This is a genomic window from Aquicella siphonis (assembly GCF_902459485.1).
GTDB classification, from domain to species: Bacteria; Pseudomonadota; Gammaproteobacteria; order DSM-16500; family DSM-16500; genus Aquicella; species Aquicella siphonis.
On record NZ_LR699119.1, the window covers coordinates 567,315 to 589,092 of the forward strand.

Annotated in this window: 22 protein-coding genes; 9 read left to right on the top strand and 13 right to left on the bottom strand. The window is 52.4% G+C overall.

All coding sequences use genetic code 11. From position 1 onward, the window contains the following. Positions 1-120 precede the first annotated feature (120 nt). The gene (ettA, locus tag AQULUS_RS02710) at positions 121-1,794 is read left to right on the top strand and encodes an energy-dependent translational throttle protein EttA (protein WP_148338375.1); all 1,674 of its coding nucleotides are present in this window, start codon (positions 121-123) and stop codon (positions 1,792-1,794) included. A gap of 266 nt (positions 1,795-2,060) precedes the next feature. Here ettA and AQULUS_RS02715 read toward each other — a convergent pair whose 3' ends face one another. From AQULUS_RS02715 to putA, 4 genes are all read right to left on the bottom strand, one after another. Further along, entirely contained in the window at positions 2,061-3,767 is a 1,707-nt protein-coding gene (locus tag AQULUS_RS02715) for an NAD-dependent malic enzyme (RefSeq protein ID WP_148338377.1), read from the bottom strand. A gap of 13 nt (positions 3,768-3,780) precedes the next feature. Then, entirely contained in the window at positions 3,781-4,728 is a 948-nt protein-coding gene (locus tag AQULUS_RS02720; RefSeq protein ID WP_148338379.1) for a cation diffusion facilitator family transporter, read from the bottom strand. A 134-nt stretch (positions 4,729-4,862) separates the two neighbouring features. After that, positions 4,863-6,035, bottom strand: coding sequence for a cation:proton antiporter domain-containing protein (locus AQULUS_RS02725; RefSeq protein ID WP_408608922.1), 1,173 nt, complete (start codon positions 6,033-6,035; stop codon positions 4,863-4,865). Next, positions 6,035-9,178: a bifunctional proline dehydrogenase/L-glutamate gamma-semialdehyde dehydrogenase PutA gene (gene putA / locus AQULUS_RS02730; protein WP_148338381.1), complete on the bottom strand. Its 3,144-nt coding sequence runs from the start codon at positions 9,176-9,178 to the stop codon at positions 6,035-6,037. The genes AQULUS_RS02725 and putA overlap by 1 nt, the downstream gene beginning before the upstream one ends. A gap of 80 nt (positions 9,179-9,258) precedes the next feature. Between putA and rnt the strand changes: the two genes are divergently transcribed. Next, complete coding sequence (rnt, locus tag AQULUS_RS02735) at positions 9,259-9,864, top strand: ribonuclease T (RefSeq protein ID WP_148338383.1); 606 nt, start codon at positions 9,259-9,261, stop codon at positions 9,862-9,864. 103 nt (positions 9,865-9,967) lie between these two features. On the opposite strand, the gene AQULUS_RS02740 is transcribed toward rnt, so the two are convergent. Beyond that, positions 9,968-10,573 (bottom strand): peroxiredoxin, encoded by a 606-nt coding sequence (locus AQULUS_RS02740; RefSeq protein WP_148338385.1) that lies wholly within the window; start codon positions 10,571-10,573, stop codon positions 9,968-9,970. A gap of 109 nt (positions 10,574-10,682) precedes the next feature. Between AQULUS_RS02740 and AQULUS_RS02745 the strand changes: the two genes are divergently transcribed. From AQULUS_RS02745 to AQULUS_RS02755, 3 genes are read left to right on the top strand one after another with little or no spacing between them, the layout of a single operon-like run. Then, the gene (locus AQULUS_RS02745; protein WP_197737277.1) at positions 10,683-11,198 is read left to right on the top strand and encodes an EamA family transporter; all 516 of its coding nucleotides are present in this window, start codon (positions 10,683-10,685) and stop codon (positions 11,196-11,198) included. Positions 11,199-11,235: 37 nt separating this feature from the next. Further along, the gene (locus AQULUS_RS02750) at positions 11,236-12,390 is read left to right on the top strand and encodes a DegT/DnrJ/EryC1/StrS family aminotransferase (protein WP_148340260.1); all 1,155 of its coding nucleotides are present in this window, start codon (positions 11,236-11,238) and stop codon (positions 12,388-12,390) included. A gap of 12 nt (positions 12,391-12,402) precedes the next feature. Continuing rightward, positions 12,403-13,416: a bifunctional UDP-4-keto-pentose/UDP-xylose synthase gene (locus AQULUS_RS02755; RefSeq protein WP_148338387.1), complete on the top strand. Its 1,014-nt coding sequence runs from the start codon at positions 12,403-12,405 to the stop codon at positions 13,414-13,416. Here the strand turns inward: AQULUS_RS02755 and AQULUS_RS02760 are convergent. The 4 genes from AQULUS_RS02760 to AQULUS_RS13105 all read right to left on the bottom strand — a co-directional run bounded on the left by AQULUS_RS02760 (position 13,404) and on the right by AQULUS_RS13105 (position 15,719). Continuing rightward, positions 13,404-13,988 carry a pentapeptide repeat-containing protein gene (locus AQULUS_RS02760; RefSeq protein WP_148338389.1) on the bottom strand — a complete coding sequence of 195 codons (585 nt, stop codon included), beginning with the start codon at positions 13,986-13,988 and terminating at the stop codon, positions 13,404-13,406. The two genes, AQULUS_RS02755 and AQULUS_RS02760, sit on opposite strands and share 13 nt — an antisense overlap. Then, positions 13,988-15,259: a UDP-N-acetylglucosamine 1-carboxyvinyltransferase gene (gene murA, locus AQULUS_RS02765; protein WP_148338390.1), complete on the bottom strand. Its 1,272-nt coding sequence runs from the start codon at positions 15,257-15,259 to the stop codon at positions 13,988-13,990. Before murA ends, AQULUS_RS02760 begins: the two co-directional genes overlap by 1 nt. A 2-nt stretch (positions 15,260-15,261) precedes the next feature. Continuing rightward, entirely contained in the window at positions 15,262-15,516 is a 255-nt protein-coding gene (locus AQULUS_RS02770) for a BolA family protein (RefSeq protein WP_148338392.1), read from the bottom strand. A gap of 77 nt (positions 15,517-15,593) precedes the next feature. Next, entirely contained in the window at positions 15,594-15,719 is a 126-nt protein-coding gene (locus tag AQULUS_RS13105) for a hypothetical protein (protein WP_269472862.1), read from the bottom strand. On the opposite strand from AQULUS_RS13105, the gene ampD reads away from it, so the two are divergent. Genes ampD through AQULUS_RS02785 form a run of 3 tightly spaced genes read left to right on the top strand, consistent with a single transcriptional unit; the run spans position 15,718 to position 18,006 of the window. Next, entirely contained in the window at positions 15,718-16,278 is a 561-nt protein-coding gene (gene ampD, locus AQULUS_RS02775) for a 1,6-anhydro-N-acetylmuramyl-L-alanine amidase AmpD (RefSeq protein ID WP_148338394.1), read from the top strand. The two genes, AQULUS_RS13105 and ampD, sit on opposite strands and share 2 nt — an antisense overlap. After that, on the top strand, positions 16,275-17,114 hold the full coding sequence (gene ampE / locus AQULUS_RS02780; RefSeq protein ID WP_148338396.1) for a regulatory signaling modulator protein AmpE: 840 nt from the start codon (positions 16,275-16,277) through the stop codon (positions 17,112-17,114). Before ampD ends, ampE begins: the two co-directional genes overlap by 4 nt. 10 nt (positions 17,115-17,124) lie before the next feature. Beyond that, positions 17,125-18,006 carry a cobalamin-binding protein gene (locus tag AQULUS_RS02785; protein ID WP_148338397.1) on the top strand — a complete coding sequence of 294 codons (882 nt, stop codon included), beginning with the start codon at positions 17,125-17,127 and terminating at the stop codon, positions 18,004-18,006. A 29-nt stretch (positions 18,007-18,035) separates the two neighbouring features. Here the strand turns inward: AQULUS_RS02785 and minE are convergent, their stop codons facing one another. The 4 genes from minE to AQULUS_RS02805 form a co-directional block, all read right to left on the bottom strand. Next, complete coding sequence (gene minE / locus AQULUS_RS02790; protein WP_148338399.1) at positions 18,036-18,314, bottom strand: cell division topological specificity factor MinE; 279 nt, start codon at positions 18,312-18,314, stop codon at positions 18,036-18,038. Next, positions 18,311-19,135 (bottom strand): septum site-determining protein MinD, encoded by an 825-nt coding sequence (minD, locus tag AQULUS_RS02795; protein ID WP_148338401.1) that lies wholly within the window; start codon positions 19,133-19,135, stop codon positions 18,311-18,313. The genes minE and minD overlap by 4 nt, the downstream gene beginning before the upstream one ends. A 20-nt stretch (positions 19,136-19,155) precedes the next feature. Further along, positions 19,156-19,866, bottom strand: a complete 711-nt coding sequence (gene minC / locus AQULUS_RS02800; RefSeq protein WP_148338403.1) for a septum site-determining protein MinC — start codon at positions 19,864-19,866, stop codon at positions 19,156-19,158. Between the two features lie 127 nt (positions 19,867-19,993). Then, the gene (locus tag AQULUS_RS02805) at positions 19,994-21,211 is read right to left on the bottom strand and encodes an OmpP1/FadL family transporter (protein WP_172622706.1); all 1,218 of its coding nucleotides are present in this window, start codon (positions 21,209-21,211) and stop codon (positions 19,994-19,996) included. Between the two features lie 195 nt (positions 21,212-21,406). On the opposite strand from AQULUS_RS02805, the gene AQULUS_RS02810 reads away from it, so the two are divergent. Beyond that, complete coding sequence (locus AQULUS_RS02810; protein WP_148338407.1) at positions 21,407-21,763, top strand: RT0821/Lpp0805 family surface protein; 357 nt, start codon at positions 21,407-21,409, stop codon at positions 21,761-21,763. Positions 21,764-21,778 lie beyond the last annotated feature (15 nt).

Sequence of the window (21,778 nt, forward strand, 5' to 3'; positions counted from 1 at the left end):
TTATTTCGGGGGCGGCCAAGGTTTTTTGTTCTCCCCAAACGGGTTTTTATTGGCGAAACCGGCAAATTAGACGATAATGCGCCTCTCGTTAACTCTTACCAATAAAACAGCAAAGCACACATGGCACAATACATTTATACAATGCAAGGCGTAGGCAAGGTTGTTCCGCCCAAACGCGAAATCCTGAAAAACATCTGGTTATCATTTTATCCCGGCGCCAAGATCGGGGTGCTAGGGTTGAATGGATCGGGCAAATCCACACTGTTAAAAATCATGGCCGGCCTGGACAAGGAAATCGTGGGCGAGGCGCGCCCGCTTCCCGGCATTAAAATCGGCTATCTTTCGCAAGAACCGTATCTTGATCCCAATAAAAACGTGCGCGGCAACGTGGAAGAAGGCGTGGGAGAGGCGCTGGCGCTGCTTGAACGTTTTAACGATATCAGCATGAAGTTCGCTGAGCCCATGAGCGAAGATGAAATGAATAAACTCCTGGAGGAACAAGGCGACTTGCAGCAAAAAATTGATGCCGCCAATGCCTGGGACCTGGATAGAAAGCTTGAAATCGCTGCGGATGCGCTGCGCTTGCCGCCCTGGGACGCAGATGTGACCAAGATTTCCGGCGGCGAGCGCCGTCGTGTCGCCTTGTGCCGGCTGTTACTGTCAAAGCCTGATATGCTCTTGCTGGATGAACCAACCAACCACCTGGATGCGGAAAGCGTCGCCTGGCTTGAGCGCTTCCTGCATGATTATCCCGGGACGGTGGTGGCGGTGACGCATGACCGCTATTTTCTGGATAATGTGGCGGGATGGATACTGGAGCTGGACCGTGGACAAGGTATTCCCTACGAAGGCAATTATTCTTCCTGGCTGGAGCAAAAGGAAAAGCGGCTGGAACAGGAAGAGCGCCAGCAAACCGCGCATCAAAAAGCCATCAAGGCTGAACTGGAATGGGTGCGGACCAATCCCAAGGGAAGACATGCCAAGAGCAAGGCGCGTCTCGCGCGCTTTGAAGAATTGAACTCAAAGGAATTCCAGAAACGCAGCGAAACCCAGGAACTCTATATTCCACCTGGTCCGCGTCTCGGCGATCTGGTCATTGAAGCCAATCACCTCACCAAGCGTTTCGGTGACCGCGTCCTGTTTGAAGACTTGAGTTTTAAAATTCCGCCTGGTGCCGTTGTCGGTATTATAGGGCCAAACGGCGCGGGCAAATCGACATTGTTTAAAATCCTGGCCGGTCTGGATGTGCCTGACAGCGGCGACTTTCGTATCGGCAATGCGGTCGTCATGTCTTATGTGGACCAAAGCCGCGATGCGCTGAATGGGCAGAAAACCGTATGGCAGGAAATCGCGAATGAACAGGAAGTGATGACCATAGGCAGCTTTCAAATGCCTTCGCGGGCGTATGTGGGCCGTTTCAATTTTAAAGGCACCGACCAACAAAAGTTTATCAAAGACCTTTCCGGCGGCGAGCGCAACCGCGTTCATCTGGCGAAGCTGCTTAGCAGCGGCGGTAATGTCTTGCTGCTGGACGAGCCGACTAATGATCTGGATGTGGAAACCTTGCGCGCGCTGGAAGAAGCCATATTGAGTTTCCCGGGATGCGTGATGGTCATCTCTCACGACCGCTGGTTTCTGGATCGCATATCAACGCACATTCTCGCGTTTGAAGGCGACAGCACAGTCAGCTTTTTCACCGGCAATTACACGGAATATGAAGAAGACCGTGTGCGCCGTCTGGGTGAGCAGGCTGCACAGCCGCACCGTATCAAATACAAGAAGCTGGAAGCATAGGTGAACGGATTCCCGCTTGCGCGGGAATGACAAGCATGACGTCAGGACAGGCCCTTCGAGACGGCACTGCGTGCCTCCTCAGGACAGGCCCTTCGAGACGGACACTGACGTGTCCTCCTCAGGGCGAACGGGTTTAGTGTTTCCCGTTCGTGGTGAGGAGCCGCGTTCAGCGGTGGTGAAAATCCCGTTCGTGGTGAGGAGCCGCGTCAGCGGCGTCTCGAACCATGAACCCTGGTTCTGGATTCCCGATTACATGAAATGCTGGCTTAGATTTTCCGGTAGGGTAAATAAGCAGGTGTCCACATGTGGCGGCGTATGTGCTCTTCAAGGTTGCCGATATCATTGAATTCAGCGAGGCCGGCAGCAATGGCTTCTTTTGCCACCGCGATCGCGATATGTAATGAAATCTTGCGTATTTCGCTGAGCGGCGCCAGCAAGTTGGCGTCGGGATCCCGTTTTGAGGGAGAGGCATCAGCCAATGCGCTTGCAGCTGCCATGAACATTTCATCGGTGACAAGACGTGACTTCACCGCGATCAAACCCAGTCCCACTCCGGGAAAAATATAACAATTATTTGTCTGGTCGATACGAAAAGACTTGCCGAACCGGGTCACCGCGCCTGCCGGACTGCCGGTTCCAATAATGGCTTTGTCGTGAGTCCAGCGCAGGATATCCGCAGAGGATGCTTCGCTCATCGAGATGGGATTTGACAAGGGAAAAATCACGGGACGCTCAACATGCGCGGCCATGTCGCGGATAATTTCTTCAGTGAAAATGCGCGGTTGTCCGGAAACGCCGATAAGAACGGTGGGATGAACGTTTTGCACTGTTTCTTTCAGGCCGGGCGGCTGGTTATGTCCGCCTGGCCAGTGCGCAATCTCGCTGCGGGAATGCGCGAAAGGTTTTTGAAAAGGCAGGAGGCCTGTCATGTCATCAGTGAGCAGACCCTGTCTGTCGATCAGGAAAAAACGCTTTCTCGCCTCACTTTCGGTCAGGCCGTCTTTTATCATCGCCCGCATGATGAGACTGCTGATGCCGCATCCGGCGGAGCCCGCGCCAGCGATGACAATACGCTGGTCGCGCAAGCGTGTCCCCGTGACATGAATGGCGGCGAACAAGGTTCCTGCGGTGACAGCAGCGGTGCCTTGTATGTCGTCATTAAACGTGCATAGCTGGCCACGGTAGCGCTCCAGCAGAGGATTGGCATTTAACTGCGCGAAATCTTCCCATTGCAGTAATACATGAGGAAATCGTTTTTTCACCGCTGTGACAAAGGCGTCGATCAGGCGGGCGTAGTCATCACCGCGTACTCGTTCATGTTTCCAGCCGATGTAAAGCGGATCCTTGAGCAAGTCAGGGTTATTGGTGCCGGTATCCAGCAGGACTGGCAGCGTGGTGGAAGGATGCAGTCCGGCGCAGGTGGTGTAGAGCGCGAGCTTGCCGATAGGGATGCCCATGCCGCCCGCGCCCTGGTCGCCCAGGCCCAGGATACGTTCGCCGTCTGATACTACAATGGTCCGTACATGATCAAACCGGGGGTTGGCAAGAATTCTGTCAATCTCATTAAGATAGGGGTAGGCGATAAAAACGCCGCGCGGCCGCCGGTATACATGACTGAAGCGCTGGCAGCCAAGACCTACTGTGGGGGTGTAAATGATAGGCAGTAATTCCTCAATGTGATGGCAGAGCAAATCATAAAACAGGGTTTCATTGGAGTCCTGCAGGTCACGCAAGTAAACATATTTTTCCAGGTCTGTTGGTTTGCCTGTCACCGCCAGATAAGAACGTTCTCTCTGTGTTTCCAGATTGGATATGTGTGGAGGCAGCAGCCCTATCAATCCAAACTGTTCCCGCTCATTTCTGGTGAAAGACATACCTTTGTTGAGCAGGGAGTTAGCCATGAGCGCGTAGTCCGTCAGCGCAACTTTCAGGTACGGCTTGCCCTCATCGTCGAGGTCAAGTTCATAATCCATGGATGAACACTCCTTAACACGTTTCCGAACGTCTGCAGGGATCTTCTTTGCTTCCGGATTCGACTTGCAATGTGGCGTGACTGATTTTGAACTGGTGGTGCAAGGTGTCGTTGATTTTTTTATAGTCCGCATCCGTCAGAGGAGTATCCGGCATGATGAGATGGGCGGTAAGCGCGACTTCACGTGTGCTCAATCCCCAGATATGCAGATCGTGGACAGCCTTGACGCCCGGCAGGTTATGCAGATAATTTTTGACGCCCATGTGATCGATGTAATGCGGAATGGCATCCAGCAGCAGAATGACAGAATCCCGCAGCAACTCCCACGTGCCCCATAACACGATTCCGACTATGAGCAAACCCATCGCGGGATCGATCCAGTGCCAGTCGGTGTATCGGATAACGATCGCGGAGACCACCACGCCGACCAGAATCAGTGCGTCCGCCATGAGATGCAGAAACGCGCCCTTGATGTTAATGTCATCCCGGGCTCCGCGCATGAACAGGAGTGAAGCGCCAATATTCACGAATACGCCTATGATACCAATCACGATGACGACGGTTTCATTCACGGCAGTCAGATGAAAGAACTTGTAAACTGATTCATACGCAATGACGGCGGAAGTCGCGACCAGGATGAAAGCGTTTGCGAGCGCGGCAATGATGGTCGTGCGTCTGAAGCCGTAGCTATAACGCTTGCGGGCGGGAATAGTGAGCAGCCAGTTGGCTATCCAGGCCAGCATCAGTCCCAGCACATCCCCGAGATTATGCACTGCGTCGGCAAGCAGGCTCAGGGAGTTGGCATAAAACGCATAACCGGCTTCGGACAAGGTGTATGCGAGAGTGAGAGTCACCGCGATGGCGAACGCAGTATTAAATGAGCGTGCATCACCGTGGCTGTGTCGGTGTCCGTGCGCCTGAGCGTGCGAGTGGCTGTGGTCATGATGGGAATGTGTGCCCATGCGGTCGCTCCAGTGTCATGTAATCATATGTTTTATTTTAAGTGTGATTATTATAGCGGATTTCAAGTATTTTTGCTGGCAAATTTCAGCCGGCAGACGCCCCGGGAATCAATGACGTTAATCAGGCAGCCTGATTAATCCCTTCGCAGTCTGTCTGTGGCGGCCAGCGGGGTTGGATAGCGCATGACGGTCCAGTAGCAGGAGCTGATAAAGGTGATAATGATCGCGGCTTGCGCCATATAAGCGGTGAGCGGCGTCATGAGATGAGATTCCAGCGCCATATAGATAACCAGGAGGGAAAATTCGCTCATTTGTCCCAGGCGCACACCGATTTCCCAGCTGACTGATTTGACCTCGCCTGACCGGTACAGAAGCCAGCTGAAGATCATGGGCTTTAGCAGCAGGATAAAGCCCGCCAGGATGCAGGCGGGAGCAAACACCTGGCTGAAGAAACCAAAATTAAAACTCGCGCCTATGGAAAAGAAAAACAGAACGAGAAAGAAATCGCGCAAAGGTTTCAGGCTTTCCGCGATATAAAAGGAAATCGGATTGGAAGCGAGCGCAACGCCGGCGATAAACGCGCCAATCTCTTCTGATAAGCCGAATGAGTGACTGAATTCTGCCATGAACAAACACCAGCCTATGGAAAGAATGAAAATGTATTCATGAATTTTGTCGAATTTTTCCAGCAGCCAGCGCAAGATGTATCGCTGAAAGAGATAAGCGACCGTGAGCAGAACAGGAAACGCGCTGATGATGAGTGTCAGATTGTTGGGGCCGTTGTGACTGGAGATGATCTGTATGGCGAGAATCGCGCCGATGGCGATGATATCCTGCAGCAGCAGTATGCTGATGACGAGTTCGCCAGTATGCTGATGATGCAGGATGGTTGTCGGCAAGAGTTTCAATCCGATAATGGTGCTGGAAAACATGGTCGCGATGCCTATGACCAGGCTTTCCTCAAAGTTAAAACCGAATGTATAACAGGTAATAAAACCGGTACCGAAAAAAATGAGCGAACTGACCAGCGTGATCAGGCTCATCTTGCGCAGCGAGTGAAACAGGTTTTGCGGCTGCAGATGCAGCCCCAGTAAAAACAACAGAAAGATGATGCCTATGTCGCCAGCCTGTTTGATGACTTCACTGTTGCTGACCAGCTTTAATCCCCACGGGCCCAGAATGGCGCCCAGCACGATATAAGCCACCAGCAGAGATTGCCGTGTGAATAACGCAACCGTCGAGAGGATGGCTGTCCCGAAGAAAATCAGGAAGATGATATGCGAGATGGTATGAATGTTTTGCGGCATCAATCATCCTCAAGCAGCGAAACCAGGCGCGCGTTTCCGCCGACCGCCGTAGTATTGTTTGACACAGCCCGCTCCTGACACAGCCGCGGCAAATAATGAGGGCCGCCGGCCTTGGGCCCGGTACCTGACAGGCGTTCGCCGCCGAAAGGCTGTACACCTACCACCGCGCCTATCATGTTGCGGTTGACATAAATATTTCCGACCGGCATGCGGTTTGCGATGTATTGAATAGTCGCATCAATCCGGCTGTGTATACCCAATGTTAAACCATATCCGGTATGGATTATAGACTCCATGACTTTATCCAGTTCGTTTGCCTGGTAGCGGATGACGTGCAGAATCGGCCCAAAGACTTCTCCTTTGAGCAGGTTTAAATCTGTGATTTCAAACACGCAGGGCGCGAAAAAGTGACCCGGTCCCGTTTTTCGCATGGGAACCTGGGCAATCAGACGTCCCTGCTGGTTCATGCTGGAATAATGGTTTTGCAGCATTTTCAGGGCGTCGCTGTCAATGACCGGGCCAATGTCGGTGGAAAGCTGGCTTGGATCGCCCACCGTCAATTCCGCCATATAGCCTTTCAGCATGGATAATAGTTTGGGCGCCATTTCTTCCTGCACAAATAACACGCGCAGGGCGGAACAGCGCTGGCCTGCGCTATTGAACGCGGAGTGCGCGATATCAATGACCGTTTGTTCTGCCAGTGCCGAGGAATCGACAATCATGGCATTCTGACCGCCTGTTTCGGCGATGAACATGGCGATAGGCCCGGAACGATGGGCGAGGGATTGTTCAATATACTTTGCGGTTTCAGTGGAACCTGTAAACATGACACCGGCGACGCGCGTGTCCTTGACCAAGCTGGCGCCCACTTCGCTGCCTGCGCCAGTGAGTAAATGCAGCACAGAGGGAGGAATGCCCGCCTGGTGCAGTAATTGAATGATACGGAATGCGGTCAACGGAGTTTGTTCAGCCGGCTTTGCGATGACGGGATTGCCTGTCACCAGTGCGGCGACAATCTGGCCGGTGAAAATAGCCATAGGGAAATTCCAGGGACTGATACAGGCAATAACGCCGCGCGGATGCAGGCTGAGCTGGTTGGCTTCTCCCGTGGGACCGGGCAAGGTCACTGGGGCGAGATCTTGCCTGGCGCGGTAAGCGTAATAACGGCAGAAATCCACTGCTTCCCTGACTTCGGATATGCAATCCATGATGCAGCGGCCGCCTTCCTGATTAATGACGGCCATCAGGCCGGGCATTTCCTGTTCGAACAATTCCGCCGCACGCTCGAGTATGGCTGCGCGCTCCATGACAGGGGTTTCAGCCCAGCTTCTGGCAGAATGGGCTGCGGCTTCCAGCGCGGCTTGCACATCGGCCTGACTGGCCGTGCTGACCTGGCCAATGACGCGATTTGCGTCAGCAGGAGAGGTAACGGGCCGGCTGTTTGCATTCACCCGCACTGCGCCGTTAACAATGGGCGCGGCTATCCAGGGTTCTTTTACGGCTTCATCCAGTTGCTGCTTGAGCGCGGTTCGTTGTTCAGGGTTAGACAAGTCCATCCCGCGTGAATTTTGCCAGTACTGATAAATATCTCTGGGCAGCGGAATACGAGGATGAGGCTTGCTTGCCAGCGCCGCGATACGGGCAACAGGATCATCCACTATTTTTTCAACGGGGGTGGAGTCGTCCGCCAGTTTGTTGATAAACGAACTGTTGGCGCCGTTTTCCAGCAATCTTCTCACAAGATAACCCAGTAAATCCTTGTGTGTGCCAACAGGCGCGTAAATCCGGCAGGGACGGTTAAAACGGAACGCATCTACAATCTGGTCATAAAGCGGACGTCCCATGCCATGCAGGCATTGAAATTCGAATTCGGTATGATTGCCGGCGATTTCCATGATCGCAGCGGCCGAGTAGGCGTTGTGTGTGCCAAACTGGGAAAAAAAGCAGTCCGGATGGGCAAGGAGTTTTTTCGCGCAGGCGAGATAAGAGACGTCCGTCGAATTTTTTCGTGTGAAGACCGGGTAATCTATCTGGCCCTGCATCTGGCTCAGTTTGATTTCTGCGTCCCAGTATGCGCCCTTGACCAGGCGTACCATCATGCGCCGCCCCTGCTGTCTGGAGAGGTCGCGCAGCCAGTCGATCACATAGTAGGCGCGTTTCTGATAGGCTTGCACCGCCAATCCCAGGCCTTCCCAACCCTTTAGAGAAGCATCGGAAAAGACTTTTTCGAAAATGTCGAGTGACAGGTCCAGGCGGTCCGCTTCTTCGGCGTCGACCGTCAGGCCGATATTGTATTTTTTTGCCTGTTGCGCGAGTGTCAGCAGAAGCGGAGGCAATTCCTTCATGACGCGGTCATCATGGGTATATTCATAGCGGGGGTGAAGAGCGGACAATTTGACTGAAATACCGGGGTTTTTCGCCGGACTGCCGGCGTTCGCCGCCTTGCCGATGGCGTCAATTGCTTCCACATAGGATGCAAAATAATGTTCAGCGTCTTCCGCTGTGCGCGCGGACTCGCCCAGCATGTCATAGGAAAACCGATAGCCGGTATTTTCAAGCTCTACCGCTCTTTTCAGGGCAGAATGAATGTCCTGGCCCATAACAAACTGCTTGCCTATGGCTTTCATCATTTGCAGGATGACGGGACGAATCATGGCGGCTCCCAGGCGGCTGGTGGCGCGCTTGAGCGAGCTGGGCAGGGATTTCTGGGTATCCAGGGCGGGCGCGTAGACCTTGCCGGTGAGCAGCAACGACCAGGTGGCGGCATTCACAAACAGGGAATTGCCGGAATTTAAATGGTTTTTCCACTCCACGGTGGACAGCTTGTCACTGATGAATTTATCCATGGTGGCCTTATCGGGAATGCGCAGCAAGGCTTCTGCCAGGCACATCAAGGCGATGCCTTCCTCAGTGGACAAGTCATATTGATGCAGCAGGGTGTCGATTTTACCCTGGCGTTTTTTATATTCCCTGGTTTCAGCGACCAGTTGTTTGGCGGTTTCTGTCACTTGCGTGCGGGAGCGGTCAGGAAGGACAGCCTGTGACAAGAGGAAGTCTACACATTCTGACTCATTCATTCTGTAGGCTTTTGTGATAAGATCGCGCAGAGGACTGGATTTGGTTTGAAGTGTGGTTGTCAGCATATTCTTCCCGTATGGTTTTTTAGTGTTATCGATATTGTGACCCTATTTTATTGAAAACCCGGCTTTTGACTAGAGAAAAAATGAATAATAAAGCAACTATCTTATCGCGCCGCTTTCGCGGTCTGTTACCTGTCGTCATTGATGTGGAGACTTCCGGATTGAATCCGGCCACGGATGCGCTGCTGGAAATTGCAGCCGTGACACTTGCCATGAATGGCGAAGGACGGCTTTTTCGTGATCAGACTTTTGCCTGTCATGTGGAGCCATTTATCGGCGCGCGCCTGGAAAAAGAAGCTTTGGAAATAACCGGTATCGATCCCTTCCATCCCCTGCGTTTTGCCATTCCCGAGCGCCAGGCCTTGTACAGGATTTTTGCCGAGATTCGCCGGCAACTGGAGAAAACCGCGTGTTACCGCGCTGTTCTGGTTGGACACAATGCCTGGTTTGACCTGAGCTTTATTCTTGCCGCCGCCAAGCGGTCTGCTGTCAGGCAAAATCCTTTCCATACGTTCACTACCTTCGATACCGCTTCCTTGTCCGCTGTCGCGCTGGGTGAAACCGTGCTAGCCCGTGCCGCGCGCCGGGCGCGAGTTCCGTTTGACATCCAGCAGGCACACTCGGCCATCTATGACGCCGAGCGCACAGCGGAACTGTTTTGCCATATCGCAAACAAATGGGGAAACTAACACAGGGATGATGAAGTGGTGCGGCGTTTGGTCAGTTTGGCTGATTTTACGCGCCGCGGCTTTCCCGCACGATTACGCGCGGGAAAACTGCTGACGGAAACTCTTAAAGAGATTGAGCTTCACTGGAAAGATAATTGGCAATGCCTTCCGTGGTCGGCTTGATGCCGGTTTTGCCTTTACTCCAGTTAGCCGGGCAGACTTCGCCGTGTTTTTCATGGAAATCCAGCGCATCTATCAGCCGCAATAATTCATCCACATTGCGTCCCAGCGGCAAATCATTAACGATTTGCGAGCGCACAATGCCTTGTTTATCAATCACAAACGCGCCGCGCAGAGCAACGTGGGCGGTAGGATGTTCCACGCCGTAAGCCTGGCAGATTTGATGGTTAACATCAGCGACCAGCGGATAGCGCACGGGTCCGATGCCGCCGTTTGCGACGGGGGTGTTGCGCCATGCGTTATGCGAGAATTGAGAATCAATGGAAATGCCCATGACCAGGGTATTGCGGGATTCGAATTCCTGGATGCGGTTGTCCAGGGCGATCAATTCAGACGGACAGACAAAGGTGAAATCCAGGGGGTAAAAGAAAAGAATGCCGTATTTTTTTTCAATGGCCTGGTGCAGATTGAAGCTGCCATTGATCTCGCCGTTTGCCATGACAGCGGCAGCAGTGAAATCGGGGGCTTTTTTGCCAACAAGAATAGTCATGATCATACCTCTTTGTTCTTGAATGATTAGGAATTTCCGGGGGCTTGAGCCCCCGGTTGTTAAAATGGCGTTCATTATATCTAATTTCCCCGCGAATGTGTAAATTGATTTGAAAATTTTGTATACTCTCAGCGGCATAAAGACGACATCAGATGATCAGTCAGGAAGAGAGAGGGTGTTTCCCCGTTGGTCGTCTGCGTGGGGATTTGCCGCGTTGATAGATAGAAATATTACTAAAAATCAAAAGGTTATTTTCATGATGATATTCGCCCTCATACTTTGCGGGGTTATGCTGAATGCCGGGGCCCAGTTGCTGCTCAAGGCCGGCATGAGCCAGATCGGCCATTTCGAATTTACCGTCTCAAACGCATTGCCTATCGGGGTGAAAGTCATGGCTAATCCCCCCATCATTACCGGGTTGTTCATGTATGTCGTCAGCGTGGCTGTATGGCTGCTGGTTTTGTCCCGTGTACAAGTCAGCTTTGCCTATCCCATGCTGAGCATCGGTTATATCGTCAATGCGCTCGCTGCGTATTATCTGTTTGGGGAACCCCTGACCTCGGTGCGCATGCTGGGAATATTCATTATCATTGCGGGTGTGTATCTGGTGGCACGCGGTGCCTGAGAAGTCTGTGAGCTTGGATAATCATAGAGAGAAAACCATGTCAGAAGAATTTTTACCGTTTTCAAAGCCTTCCATCAGCCAGGCCGCGATCGATGATGTCGTCGCCTGTTTAAAAAGCGGCTGGATCGCGACCGGCCCGAAAGTCGCTCAATTCACCGACGATCTCAAAAACTATTTCAATGCCCCTTATGCCTTGCCGCTGATGTCCGCGACAACCGGGCTGCATTTGTCATTATTGGCCATGCATCTTGAACCTGGGGATGAAGTCATCACCACCCCATTGACTTTCGCGGCCACGCTTAACACTATTGTCCTCGCTGGCGGAAAGCCTGTTCTGGTAGATATTGATCCGCGCACGTTAAACATGGATATCAATTTGCTCGAAAGCGCGATCACCCCGCGTACCCGTGTCGTGTTACCTGTGCATTTCGCCGGGCTGCCCGTTGACCTGGATCCCTTGTATGAGATCGCCGGCCGGCATGGGCTGCGTGTTCTGGAAGATGCGGCGCATGCGATAGGAACGGAATACAAGGGCAGGCGCATTGGCAGTTTTGGCGATACGCAAGTCTTCAGTTTTCACCCCAATAAAAACATGACCACCGGCGAAGGCGGATGCGTGATCACCCGCGATCAGCAGATGGCTGATCAGATTGCCCGTCTGCGCTTTCACGGCATAGACCGTCAGGCGTGGAACCGCTACGGTAAAAGCGGCACCCAGGATTATGAAATCGTGCTGCCGGGTTATAAATCCAACATGATGGATATTCAGGCCGCCATAGGCATTCATCAGCTTCGGGAACTCGGCGGATTCATCGTGCGCCGCAATGAGCTGGCCGCGCGTTACCAGCAGGCATTGTCTGACTGGCCTCAATGGACGCTGCCGCAGCGCCCGGTTTTTGATCATTTGCATTCATGGCATATTTATACGCCTCTTATCAATGAAGATGCCGCAGGCATGAATCGCAATGAATTCATGCAGGCGATGAAAGAAAAGAATATTGGCACGGGATTGCATTACCGCGCGGTCCATCTTTATCCGTATTACCGCCAGGCATTCGGTTTTAATCTCGGAGATTATCCGAACGCCGAAGACGTGTGCGAGCGGATAGTCAGCCTGCCATTATTCCCAGGGATGACCGATGCGGAACACGATAGAGTGCTGGATGTGATGTATACCCTTTTTAATTCTTGATCAGGTACCCTTATGAAAATTTTGATTCTTGGCGCCAACGGTTTCATTGGCAGTCATTTAAGCGAAACAATTCTTGCCAAAACTTCCTGGACCGTGCACGCGATGGATCTCGCGCAAGACAAGCTGGGCCATTGCGTGAACCAGCCGCGGTTTCATTTTGCTGCAGGTGATATGACACGGGAAAAACAATGGGTGCGTGAACATGTTGAAAAATGCGATGTGGTATTGCCCCTGGTCGCGGTCGCAACACCCGCTTTGTATGTGCAGGATCCGCTGCGTGTGTTTGAACTGGATTTTGAAGCCAATCTCGAAGTGGTAAGATTGTGCGCGGACCATCACAAGCGGGTCATTTTTCCTTCCACTTCGGAAGTTTACGGCATGTGCCCGGATCCGGAATTCGACGAAGAAAAGAGCCATCTGGTTACCGGCCCTGTCAGCAAGGAACGCTGGATTTATTCAACTTCAAAACAATTGATGGACAGGGTGATTTATGCCATGGGCAAACACAAGAGTTTGTCTTACTCCCTGTTTCGTCCCTTCAACTGGTACGGTCCCAGGCTGGATAATGTTTTCAATCCCAAACCGGGCGGTTCCCGCGTGTTGACCCAGTTCATCGGCAATATCTTGCGCGGAGAAAACATCAATCTGGTGAACGGCGGTGCTCAGCAGCGTTGTTTTACCTACATCGAAGATGGTATCGAGGCTTTGCTGCGCATTATTGAAAACAAGGATAACGCCGCGCATAACAGGATTTTCAATATTGGCAATCCGGTGGAAAATATTTCCATACGCAGTCTGGCGGAAATGCTGGTGCGGTTTATTACAACGCATTACCCGAAGTACGCAGACAAGGCGCGGGGGGTCAGGCTGATTGACGTGGAGGCGAAAAATTATTTTGGCGAAGGTTACCAGGATGTGTCGCTGCGGGTTCCATCCATACAGCATGCGCGCGAACAACTGGGCTGGGAACCGCGCGTTAATATGGAAACCGGGCTGCGCAAGACGCTGGATTTTTACCTGGCCTGAGAATCGCAGTTGACCGTGTTTTCGACGATGGAGTCATAGCCGGTGATATCCGCTGTTACCGTATTGACAAAAGTGGCGCCGGATATCACGGCTTCATTGAATCGGGAGCGGGTCAGATCGGCCCGATTGAGGTTGGCGCATTGCAGGTTGGCTTTTGTCAATACCGCCTGCGTCAGATTACTCGCGGACAAATCCGCGAAACTCAGGTTGGCGCGAGTCAAATCAGTTTGCTGCAATTGCGCGCCGCTCAGATTGGCATGATCAAGATTTGCGCCTGCCAGATTGACCTGGTTCAGTCTGGTGTTGGACAAGTCGGCAAAGCTCAAATCCGCGCCGCCCAGATTCATTTTGGATAAATCCATGCCGGACAAATTGCTATGGGACAGGTTGGCATTTTGCAAATCAACCTTGCCGGGCGTGAATTGATAACTGCGCAAGTCGGCGCTGGATAAATCCAGCCTGCCCGGATGCGGCTGTGTTAACGGCGCGAGTTTTTCCAGGTCGCTCTGGTTCGCACCCGCTGAGAGCGCGGGGAGCGTCAATAAAACGATCAGCATGGCATACGCTTTCATTACTCTCTATGCTCCGAGGGAATGCGGTGAATTTGCGCTCCCAGCTGCGCGAGTTTTTCTTCTATGCATTCATAGCCGCGGTCTATGTGATATATACGGTCTATGGTGGTTTCGCCATGCGCCGCGAGGCCGGCCAGCACCAGGCTGGCGGATGCGCGCAAATCGGTCGCCATGACCGGCGCGCCATGCAGATGATCCGAGCCGGTACAGATAGCCGTGTTGCCTTTCAAGGCGATATTCGCGCCCATGCGCTGTAATTCCTGCACATGCATGAAGCGGTTTTCAAACACGGTTTCGGTAATGACCCCGGTTCCTTCGGCGATCGTGTTGACAGCCATCATTTGTGCCTGCATATCGGTGGGAAATGCAGGATAAGGCGCGGTGCTGATGTTCGCCGCGTACGGCCTGCGGCCTTTCATGTCGAGTGAAATCCAGTCTATGCCGGTATCAATGATCGCACCGATTTCTTCCAGCTTGAGCAGAATGGATTCCAGCAAGTCCGGCCGGGTATTTTTAAGTTTGATTTTTCCGCGGGTAATGGTTGCGGCAGCAAGATAAGTTCCTGTTTCAATACGGTCGGGCAATACGTGATATCGACCGCCGCCCAGTTTCTCCACGCCGTCTATGACGATGGTGGATGTTCCCGCTCCGCTGACTTTCGCGCCTATGGTATTCAGGAAGTTGGCCAGGTCTTCCACTTCCGGCTCGCGGGCGGCGTTATGTATGATGGTTTGTCCTTTCGCGAGGGCTGCGGCCATCATGATATTTTCTGTGCCGGTGACAGTGACAATATCCATGACGATGGTTGCGCCGCGCAGTTTGGCGGCCTTGGCCTTGATATAGCCATTTTCTATGCGGATTTCCGCGCCCATGGCCTGCATGCCTTTCAGGTGCTGGTCAACGGGGCGTGTTCCGATGGCGCAGCCGCCCGGCAGGGAAACTTCTGCTTCGCCAAATCGGCTTAACAGCGGTCCCAGTACCAGAACCGAGGCGCGCATGGTGCGCACGAGTTCATAGGGAGCATGAAAGGATTCCAGCCGTGATGCGTCCACTTCGATGTTGGAGCGTTCATCCAGTGTAATGCGAACACCCATCTGGCCCAGCAGGCTGACGATGGTGGTGACGTCCTGCAAGTGGGGAATATTGCTGATCTGAATGGGTGCGCTGCTGAGTAAAGTGGCTGCCAGAATTGGCAGAGCGGCATTTTTGGCGCCGGAGATCTTGATTTCTCCATTTAAGGGAATGTTGCCTTTAATGATCAGTTTTTCCATGATTACTTGTTCTCATCTTGGTCTAGTTGGTCCCATTCTTCCGGCGTGTAGGCTTTCACGGAAAGCGCGTGCAATGTGCCATCCAGGAGTCGGGTTCTTACAGTATCATATACCATTTGCTGTTTTTGCAGGCGGGATTTGCCGGCAAACGCTGGACAGACAACGCACGCCAGGAAATGGGCGCCGTCGCCGTCAACAAACGCTTCGCTGCCGGCGAGACCTGCTTCTATCAATCGTTTGATTTCTTCAGGCTGCATGGAAGTCTATCTCATCAATTGGACTGGTTCATTGAAAGGATGCCGAGGTTACTCTGGAACATAAAGGGTGTCATTTTTTACATATTTTGACCGGATTTGCAATGAGAAAGTGGTGTTCCCGGCTTTGCGCGTGCCTGGGCGGGTTTTAAATCCGATTCAATCCTGATGACGAAATCCGGTGCGCACATTATAATGACCGTCATGACAGACACCTTTAAAATCAATGCCGTAACAGGCTTGCTTGAGCCTGTTGCCTACCGGCCTTCCCCGCACCATGACGAGCGGCCGGAAGGGATGCCTGTCGATATGATTGTCGTCCATGGCATCAGTCTCCCGCCGGGAGAATTCGGATCCGGAGCGATTGAGGATTTTTTTTGCGGCCGGCTGGATTTCGCTTCCCATCCTGCTTTTGCTGATATCGCTGCGCTCAGGGTGTCAGCACACCTGCTGATTCGCCGCTCGGGTGAAATCATTCAATTTGTTCCATTCACTCGCCGCGCCTGGCATGCAGGCGAGTCGCATTTCCATGGCCGTGCTCGCTGCAATGATTTTTCCATCGGAATTGAACTGGAAGGAACGGATGATATCCCTTACGAGCCGGTGCAGTATTCTCAGCTAGGGGAGGTAATCAATGCATTGGTGCGGGCTTATCCTGCTATTTTGCGTGACCGTATCGTCGGGCATGCTGATATTGCTCCCGGGCGCAAGACCGACCCGGGGCATTCATTTGACTGGGCTTACTTGAGAGGAATACTCAAATGATTTTCATTGTGACATTAATCGCATTGCTGATAGAGCGTTTTTTTGACTGGAGCCATCTGCGGCGCTGGAACTGGTTCCTGGGTTATCAGCGCATGGTTTCGCAGCGTGCCGCAGGCATGCCGCCGTATCTGTCGCTGGCGGTCACCCTGATTCCTCCCCTGTTTGTTACCGTGTTGGTCCAGTTCATGCTGAAAGACGCCTTGTTCGGATTTGTCGAATTATTATTCCAGCTGCTGGTGTTTCTCTATTGTCTGGGTCCGCAAAATCTTTGGGCGGATACCTTCGCCTGTGTCAATGCGCTGGTGCAGGGAGATGCTTCCGCGGCGAAGCAAAAACTGCGGGCTGCGTTTGGCGCCCCCCAAGGGGAGGACACGCAAACCTGTCCTGACCAGTTATTGAATCAGGTTTTCATTGCCGCCAACCGCCGCGTGTTTGCAATCGTATTCTGGTTTATGGTGCTAGGTCCGGCGGGCGCGGTATTGTATCGTGCCGTCACCGTTTTAACAGGAATGCCATCTGCGCGTGATGTCACGGCAGACAAGATGAAAGAAGCGCGATGGGTGGAGTCTGTGCTGGACTGGATTCCCGTCCGTATCCTGACTTGCGTGTTCGCCCTGGGCGGACATTTTGTGAAAGTATTCTCCTGCTGGCGGAAAAAATCAGTTCTGTCACTGGATATCAACGAAAAACTGCTGACAGAATGCGGCGCCGCAGCGCTGGGCGCAGAGAATGCGGCTGAAGGCGAGGGTGCGGCGGTTAAAAACGCAATCGGCTTGCTGGATCGTTCATTCGTCATCACCCTGGTGATGGTTGCCATTATTGTATTGCTGGGCTAGAGGAACCGCAGTGCGTATTTGCTGCGCCGCAGGGACGGCCGTGATTTTCATGATGACGGTTTTATGTTCCCCTGCCGCTCATGCCGTCTGCAGTGTCGCGGATGATTATCATCATCTTGTGCAGTTAAAACAGCCGGCGCGGCGAGTCGTTAGTCTAGCTCCCGATATCACCGAGATTCTGTTCGCTATCGGCGGCGGCGAGCGCATTGCCGGTGTGATACAAGGCAGCGATTATCCTCCCGCGGCGCGGCAGCTTCCTCTCGTTGGTTCTTATCAGGGCATTGATCTTGAAAAAATCATTTCACTGCGGCCGGATTTGATTGTGGTGTGGGGCAATTCTTTCGCCAGGCCGCTGGAAGTGTTAAAAAAAATGGGAGTTCCGGTTTATGTCAGCGAGCCGCGGCAAATCAGCGATGTTCCGCGCACCATGCAAAATCTGGGGTGTCTGCTCGGTCAGCAAGAGAAAGCGCAGGATGCTGCAAACGCCTATAACCAGCGCTTGGCTCGGTTCGCCAAACAATATCAACACGTTTCCCGCCTGCGTGTCTTCTATCAGATCGGTTTTCCCGCACTGATCACAATCAACAAAAACAGCTGGATCAGCGAGATTATTACACTTTGCGGCGGCGTGAATGTGTTCGCTGATACGCGGTTTCCCGCGCCTGAAGTCAGCCGGGAATCCGTCATGGCCGCAGACCCGCAAGTTATTCTGAGCGATGCGGATCAGGCCGGCTGGAAAACCGAATGGTTGAAATGGCCCGGGATTTCGGCTGTCAGAAACGGACAGTTATTCACTATCCCCGCAGATTTGATAGACCGCCCCGGACCGCGGCTGCTGCAAGGAATGGAACGTGTGTGCCAGTCCTTGCAGCAGGCGCGAACCCTGACATGAATAACAGCCGCGGTAATCCGGCACGCGCGTCATTTTTTTTGCGCGGAAGGAAGCACAACATTTAATTCCAGTATCGAACACCCTTCCTGGCGCTCCAGTTCGATCTTGACGTCGTCTTTTTTGATGGAGACATATTTTGAAATGACATCCAGCAAGTCTTGCTGAAGCGAAGGCAGATAATCGGGTTTGTCCCGCTCGCCGCGCTCATGCGCGATGATGATCTGCAAGCGTTCCTTTGCGCATTTGGCCGTCTCTTCCGGACGCCGGAAGTAATTCAGGATCTTATTCAATTGCAGCTGGATGCTCATACCGCCTCCTTTTCCTTGAAGCTAAACAGACGTCTAATCCATGGTTTTTTTTCTTCAATAAAACGGTGCGGTACTGTTTCACCCAAAAACCGTGCCACGGCATCCTGGTAGGCTTGGCCCGCGTCGCTGTCATTGTCCAGAAAAACGGGGACGCCTGAGTTGGAGGCGCGCAATACCGCTTGTGATTCAGGAATCACGGCCAGCAAGGGTATCGCCAGGATATCGTTCACATCAGACAAGCTGAGCATGTCGCCGTTCGCCACGCGCTTGGGAGAGTAACGGGTCAGCAGCAAATGTTCAGTCACGGGTTCGCGTCCTTCCGCTGCGCGCAAAGTCTTGCTCGCCAATAATCCGAGTATCCGGTCTGAATCCCGTACCGAAGAAACTTCAGGATTGGTAACGATGATGGCGCTGTCGGCAAAATACATCGCGAGCTGTGCGCCGCGCTCTATGCCTGCAGGCGAATCGCAAACAATATAATCAAACATTTTGGACAAGTCGTTTAAAACCGTTTGCACACCTTCCAGTGTCAGGGCGTCCTTATCGCGGGTTTGCGACGCGGCCAGAATGGAAAGATCCTTGACATGTTTGTCGCGGATAAGGGCTTGCTGCAGGCTTGCCTCGCCGCGAATCACATTCACGAAATCGTATACCACGCGGCGTTCGCAGCCCATGATTAAATCCAGGTTGCGCAAGCCGATATCAAAGTCAATGACCACGGTTTTGAAACCGCGCGTGGCTAATCCTGTTGCAAACGATGCGCTGGTCGTTGTTTTGCCAACTCCGCCCTTGCCGGATGTGACGACAATTATTTTGGCCACCTTCATCTCCTTTTTTCTGTTTATAAAGTTTCGATTTGCAATTGTTCGCTTTTTAAATATATCTGAATGAAACTGCTTTTATCCTGGGGCAGCTGGATTTCATCCCGGGTCAGATAATATCCCGCGATCGCAACCAGGTCCGCTTCCAGCGATCGGCAGAAAATTCTCGCTTCCTGGTTGCCATGCACGCCTGCCATGGCCCTGCCGCGCAGTGTGCCGTAAACATGGATATGACCGTCTGCCATCAATTCAGCTCCCGGACTGACCTGAGTCGTGACAATCAGATCGCCTTCCCCGGCGTATACCTGCATGCCTGAACGTATGGGTTGTGTTATCAGCTTCGCCGGCACAGGCAGCGCTCGGGATTTGTTTTTGGCGGGTTCGCTGGCCGTCTGCCTGCCTGCCATGACGGCGGGCAGTCCGGCGGCCGCCGCTGCTTTTTGCTGTTCTTCATTGCCGCCGCGTGTGCCGATAGGAAGAATGCCGTGAGAAAGCAGCAAATTCTTGACGGGTTCAAGCGGAATGATGTCTATGGATTTCATTTTTTCCAGATCAATGATGACAGGCGCGCCCATGAAAAAATTCGGTGTCTTGCGTATGGTTTCCGCCAGATGATGTTTGATGCCTTCAAGATCATACTGCAGGATTTCAAAAACGATACAAGGTGAGAAGCTTGCCTTGAATTGAAAATAAGTTTGTGCCGTAGCTGTGAGTCTGCTTGATGATGACATAAGATTTTAAGCGTGCCGCATCCTTTCCTTTGTAGATTGAAATGATAAATCGTTGAAGTATCCATTAAACAGTCAGGCAAATCAATCTTCCCGTCGCCCGCAATAGTGCTTTTATCAGGGGTAATAATCAGGTTGCAACATTGAGGCTGACTTGTACGGTATTGGCGTAATTTCTTGAGTAAGAACCGGCGAGCACACCGTTTGAGGAAACATTATGGATATCACCCTTGCCCAGGTTCATGTATTCATACGATACACCCAGCGTCACCGGTTTCATCATGGCATAGAGAATGCCGACGCCAAGACGTATTTGCCTGTCCATAGGCATGTCCGGCAGTCTGTGCGACGTGTTTGTCGGTGAAGAATCAAATGAGGCGCCGGCCTGCAGGGTGAAATCCGGCGTGGCCTTGAATTGCCCTCCCAATCCCGCGCGATAAGTATTGTTCCAGTGCCGGGGCGTGGTTTCAGAAAACCTGTCTACGTGCAAGATGGTATTTTGCATGGAAGACCAGTTCGACCAGCCCAGTTCGGCAAGCAGTGTGAACTGGCAGGATAAATCCTGTGCGAGGCTGACAATCACGTTTTGGGGCATGATCATCTGAGTGGATGTCCCCGGCTCATCCGTGACTCTCAGGAATGTCGTACTGCCATGCAGGTTATGCTTGATACGGGAGCGGTAGGCGATGCCGATACGGGTTGACTGGTAGGGTGTCAGCATGGCGCCAAGATTGAAGCCGTAGGCGAAATTATCCAGTTTGAGATCGATCTGGCCGTCAACTAACGGCTCGATAGGCAGGGCGACGGTTTCCTGCAGATTCATGTATTCCACGGCTACCCCCGCGCCCAGGGACAGCCAGTTGTTGACTCGATAAGCGATGCTTGGATTCAGGTTCAAAGTGTAGAACAAAACATCCTGGACAATGTAACGGCCTGCCCATCCATCGGTATAATTAAGAGATCCGCCATAGGGCGCAGTCAGGCTCACGCCGAATTTTAAACTGGGGGAATACTGATAAACATAATAGACATCCATTCCGGGCGTGAGCATGCCGGCATTGCTGGCATTGCCTCCGCTGATGGTATTGGCCGTATTTTTGGAAAAATTGGTATACGGCAAGAGAACTTGCGCGCCCAGCATGAATTGCGACTGGTTGAGCAAACCCATGCCCGCAGGGTTGAAATAGGAAATGGATGCGTCTTCCGCGACAGCTGCCTGACCCACGCCCGCGGTGCCTATGATGGGCGTCCCCAGTTCATAAAGCTGAAACGCAGCGGCAAGAGCGGAAGTGCTCATGAAGGATGAAGAAACCAGGAGTGTCAGTAAAGAGAGCGGTAATCGGCGCATGCACATTCCTTGTGACAAAAAGTTTAACCATAATCTTATCTATGATTTCCAATGACAGCGCAAGCGTTTTTTAATCGCCGCTGGCCTGTATTTTGCCTGCGTGCCCGCAGGTCGGCATGGGTGACTTGGGGCGTGATTTATTTTATTGTGATATGATAAATACCTCATATCTTCGTATTGGCAAGGAATGCAAATATGAAAACCACGACCAAAATCAGTATCCTTTGTCTGTTCTTCTGTCTGGTGGGTCTCTCTGCGTGGGCGGTGAATCAGGCGTTTATGAGTAACTCGGCCATGAGCTATTTTACCAAGGAAGACTGGCAGATTTTCAACAAAACCCAAGCGAATGTGCTTGATAAAACCAAGGATGGGGATAAAACGTCCTGGCAAAATCCCGGCACAGGCGCGTTTGGCTACATGATTCCATCCGATACCCACAAGGAAAACGGCATGACTTGCCGCAAACTGTTTTTCTTCAACACAGCCAACCAGATCCAGGGGGAAGGAACGTACAAGTTTTGCAAGACCAATAATAAATGGATGATTTATTAAGTCTATCGGTATTTT

Coding starts and splice junctions, on each gene's coding strand:
- ampD (WP_148338394.1), top strand. CDS start 15,718: ATGACAGACACCTTTAAAATCAATGCCGTAACAGGCTTGCTTGAGCCT.
- AQULUS_RS02720 (WP_148338379.1), bottom strand. CDS start 4,728: ATGGGCACACATTCCCATCATGACCACAGCCACTCGCACGCTCAGGCG.
- AQULUS_RS13105 (WP_269472862.1), bottom strand. CDS start 15,719: ATGACGGTCATTATAATGTGCGCACCGGATTTCGTCATCAGGATTGAA.
- AQULUS_RS02715 (WP_148338377.1), bottom strand. CDS start 3,767: ATGGATTATGAACTTGACCTCGACGATGAGGGCAAGCCGTACCTGAAA.
- murA (WP_148338390.1), bottom strand. CDS start 15,259: ATGGAAAAACTGATCATTAAAGGCAACATTCCCTTAAATGGAGAAATC.
- ampE (WP_148338396.1), top strand. CDS start 16,275: ATGATTTTCATTGTGACATTAATCGCATTGCTGATAGAGCGTTTTTTT.
- AQULUS_RS02750 (WP_148340260.1), top strand. CDS start 11,236: ATGTCAGAAGAATTTTTACCGTTTTCAAAGCCTTCCATCAGCCAGGCC.
- AQULUS_RS02725 (WP_408608922.1), bottom strand. CDS start 6,035: ATGCCGCAAAACATTCATACCATCTCGCATATCATCTTCCTGATTTTC.
- AQULUS_RS02770 (WP_148338392.1), bottom strand. CDS start 15,516: ATGCAGCCTGAAGAAATCAAACGATTGATAGAAGCAGGTCTCGCCGGC.
- ettA (WP_148338375.1), top strand. CDS start 121: ATGGCACAATACATTTATACAATGCAAGGCGTAGGCAAGGTTGTTCCG.
- AQULUS_RS02740 (WP_148338385.1), bottom strand. CDS start 10,573: ATGACTATTCTTGTTGGCAAAAAAGCCCCCGATTTCACTGCTGCCGCT.
- AQULUS_RS02755 (WP_148338387.1), top strand. CDS start 12,403: ATGAAAATTTTGATTCTTGGCGCCAACGGTTTCATTGGCAGTCATTTA.
- putA (WP_148338381.1), bottom strand. CDS start 9,178: ATGCTGACAACCACACTTCAAACCAAATCCAGTCCTCTGCGCGATCTT.
- AQULUS_RS02810 (WP_148338407.1), top strand. CDS start 21,407: ATGAAAACCACGACCAAAATCAGTATCCTTTGTCTGTTCTTCTGTCTG.
- rnt (WP_148338383.1), top strand. CDS start 9,259: ATGAATAATAAAGCAACTATCTTATCGCGCCGCTTTCGCGGTCTGTTA.
- AQULUS_RS02805 (WP_172622706.1), bottom strand. CDS start 21,211: ATGCGCCGATTACCGCTCTCTTTACTGACACTCCTGGTTTCTTCATCC.
- minE (WP_148338399.1), bottom strand. CDS start 18,314: ATGAGCATCCAGCTGCAATTGAATAAGATCCTGAATTACTTCCGGCGT.
- minC (WP_148338403.1), bottom strand. CDS start 19,866: ATGTCATCATCAAGCAGACTCACAGCTACGGCACAAACTTATTTTCAA.
- AQULUS_RS02760 (WP_148338389.1), bottom strand. CDS start 13,988: ATGAAAGCGTATGCCATGCTGATCGTTTTATTGACGCTCCCCGCGCTC.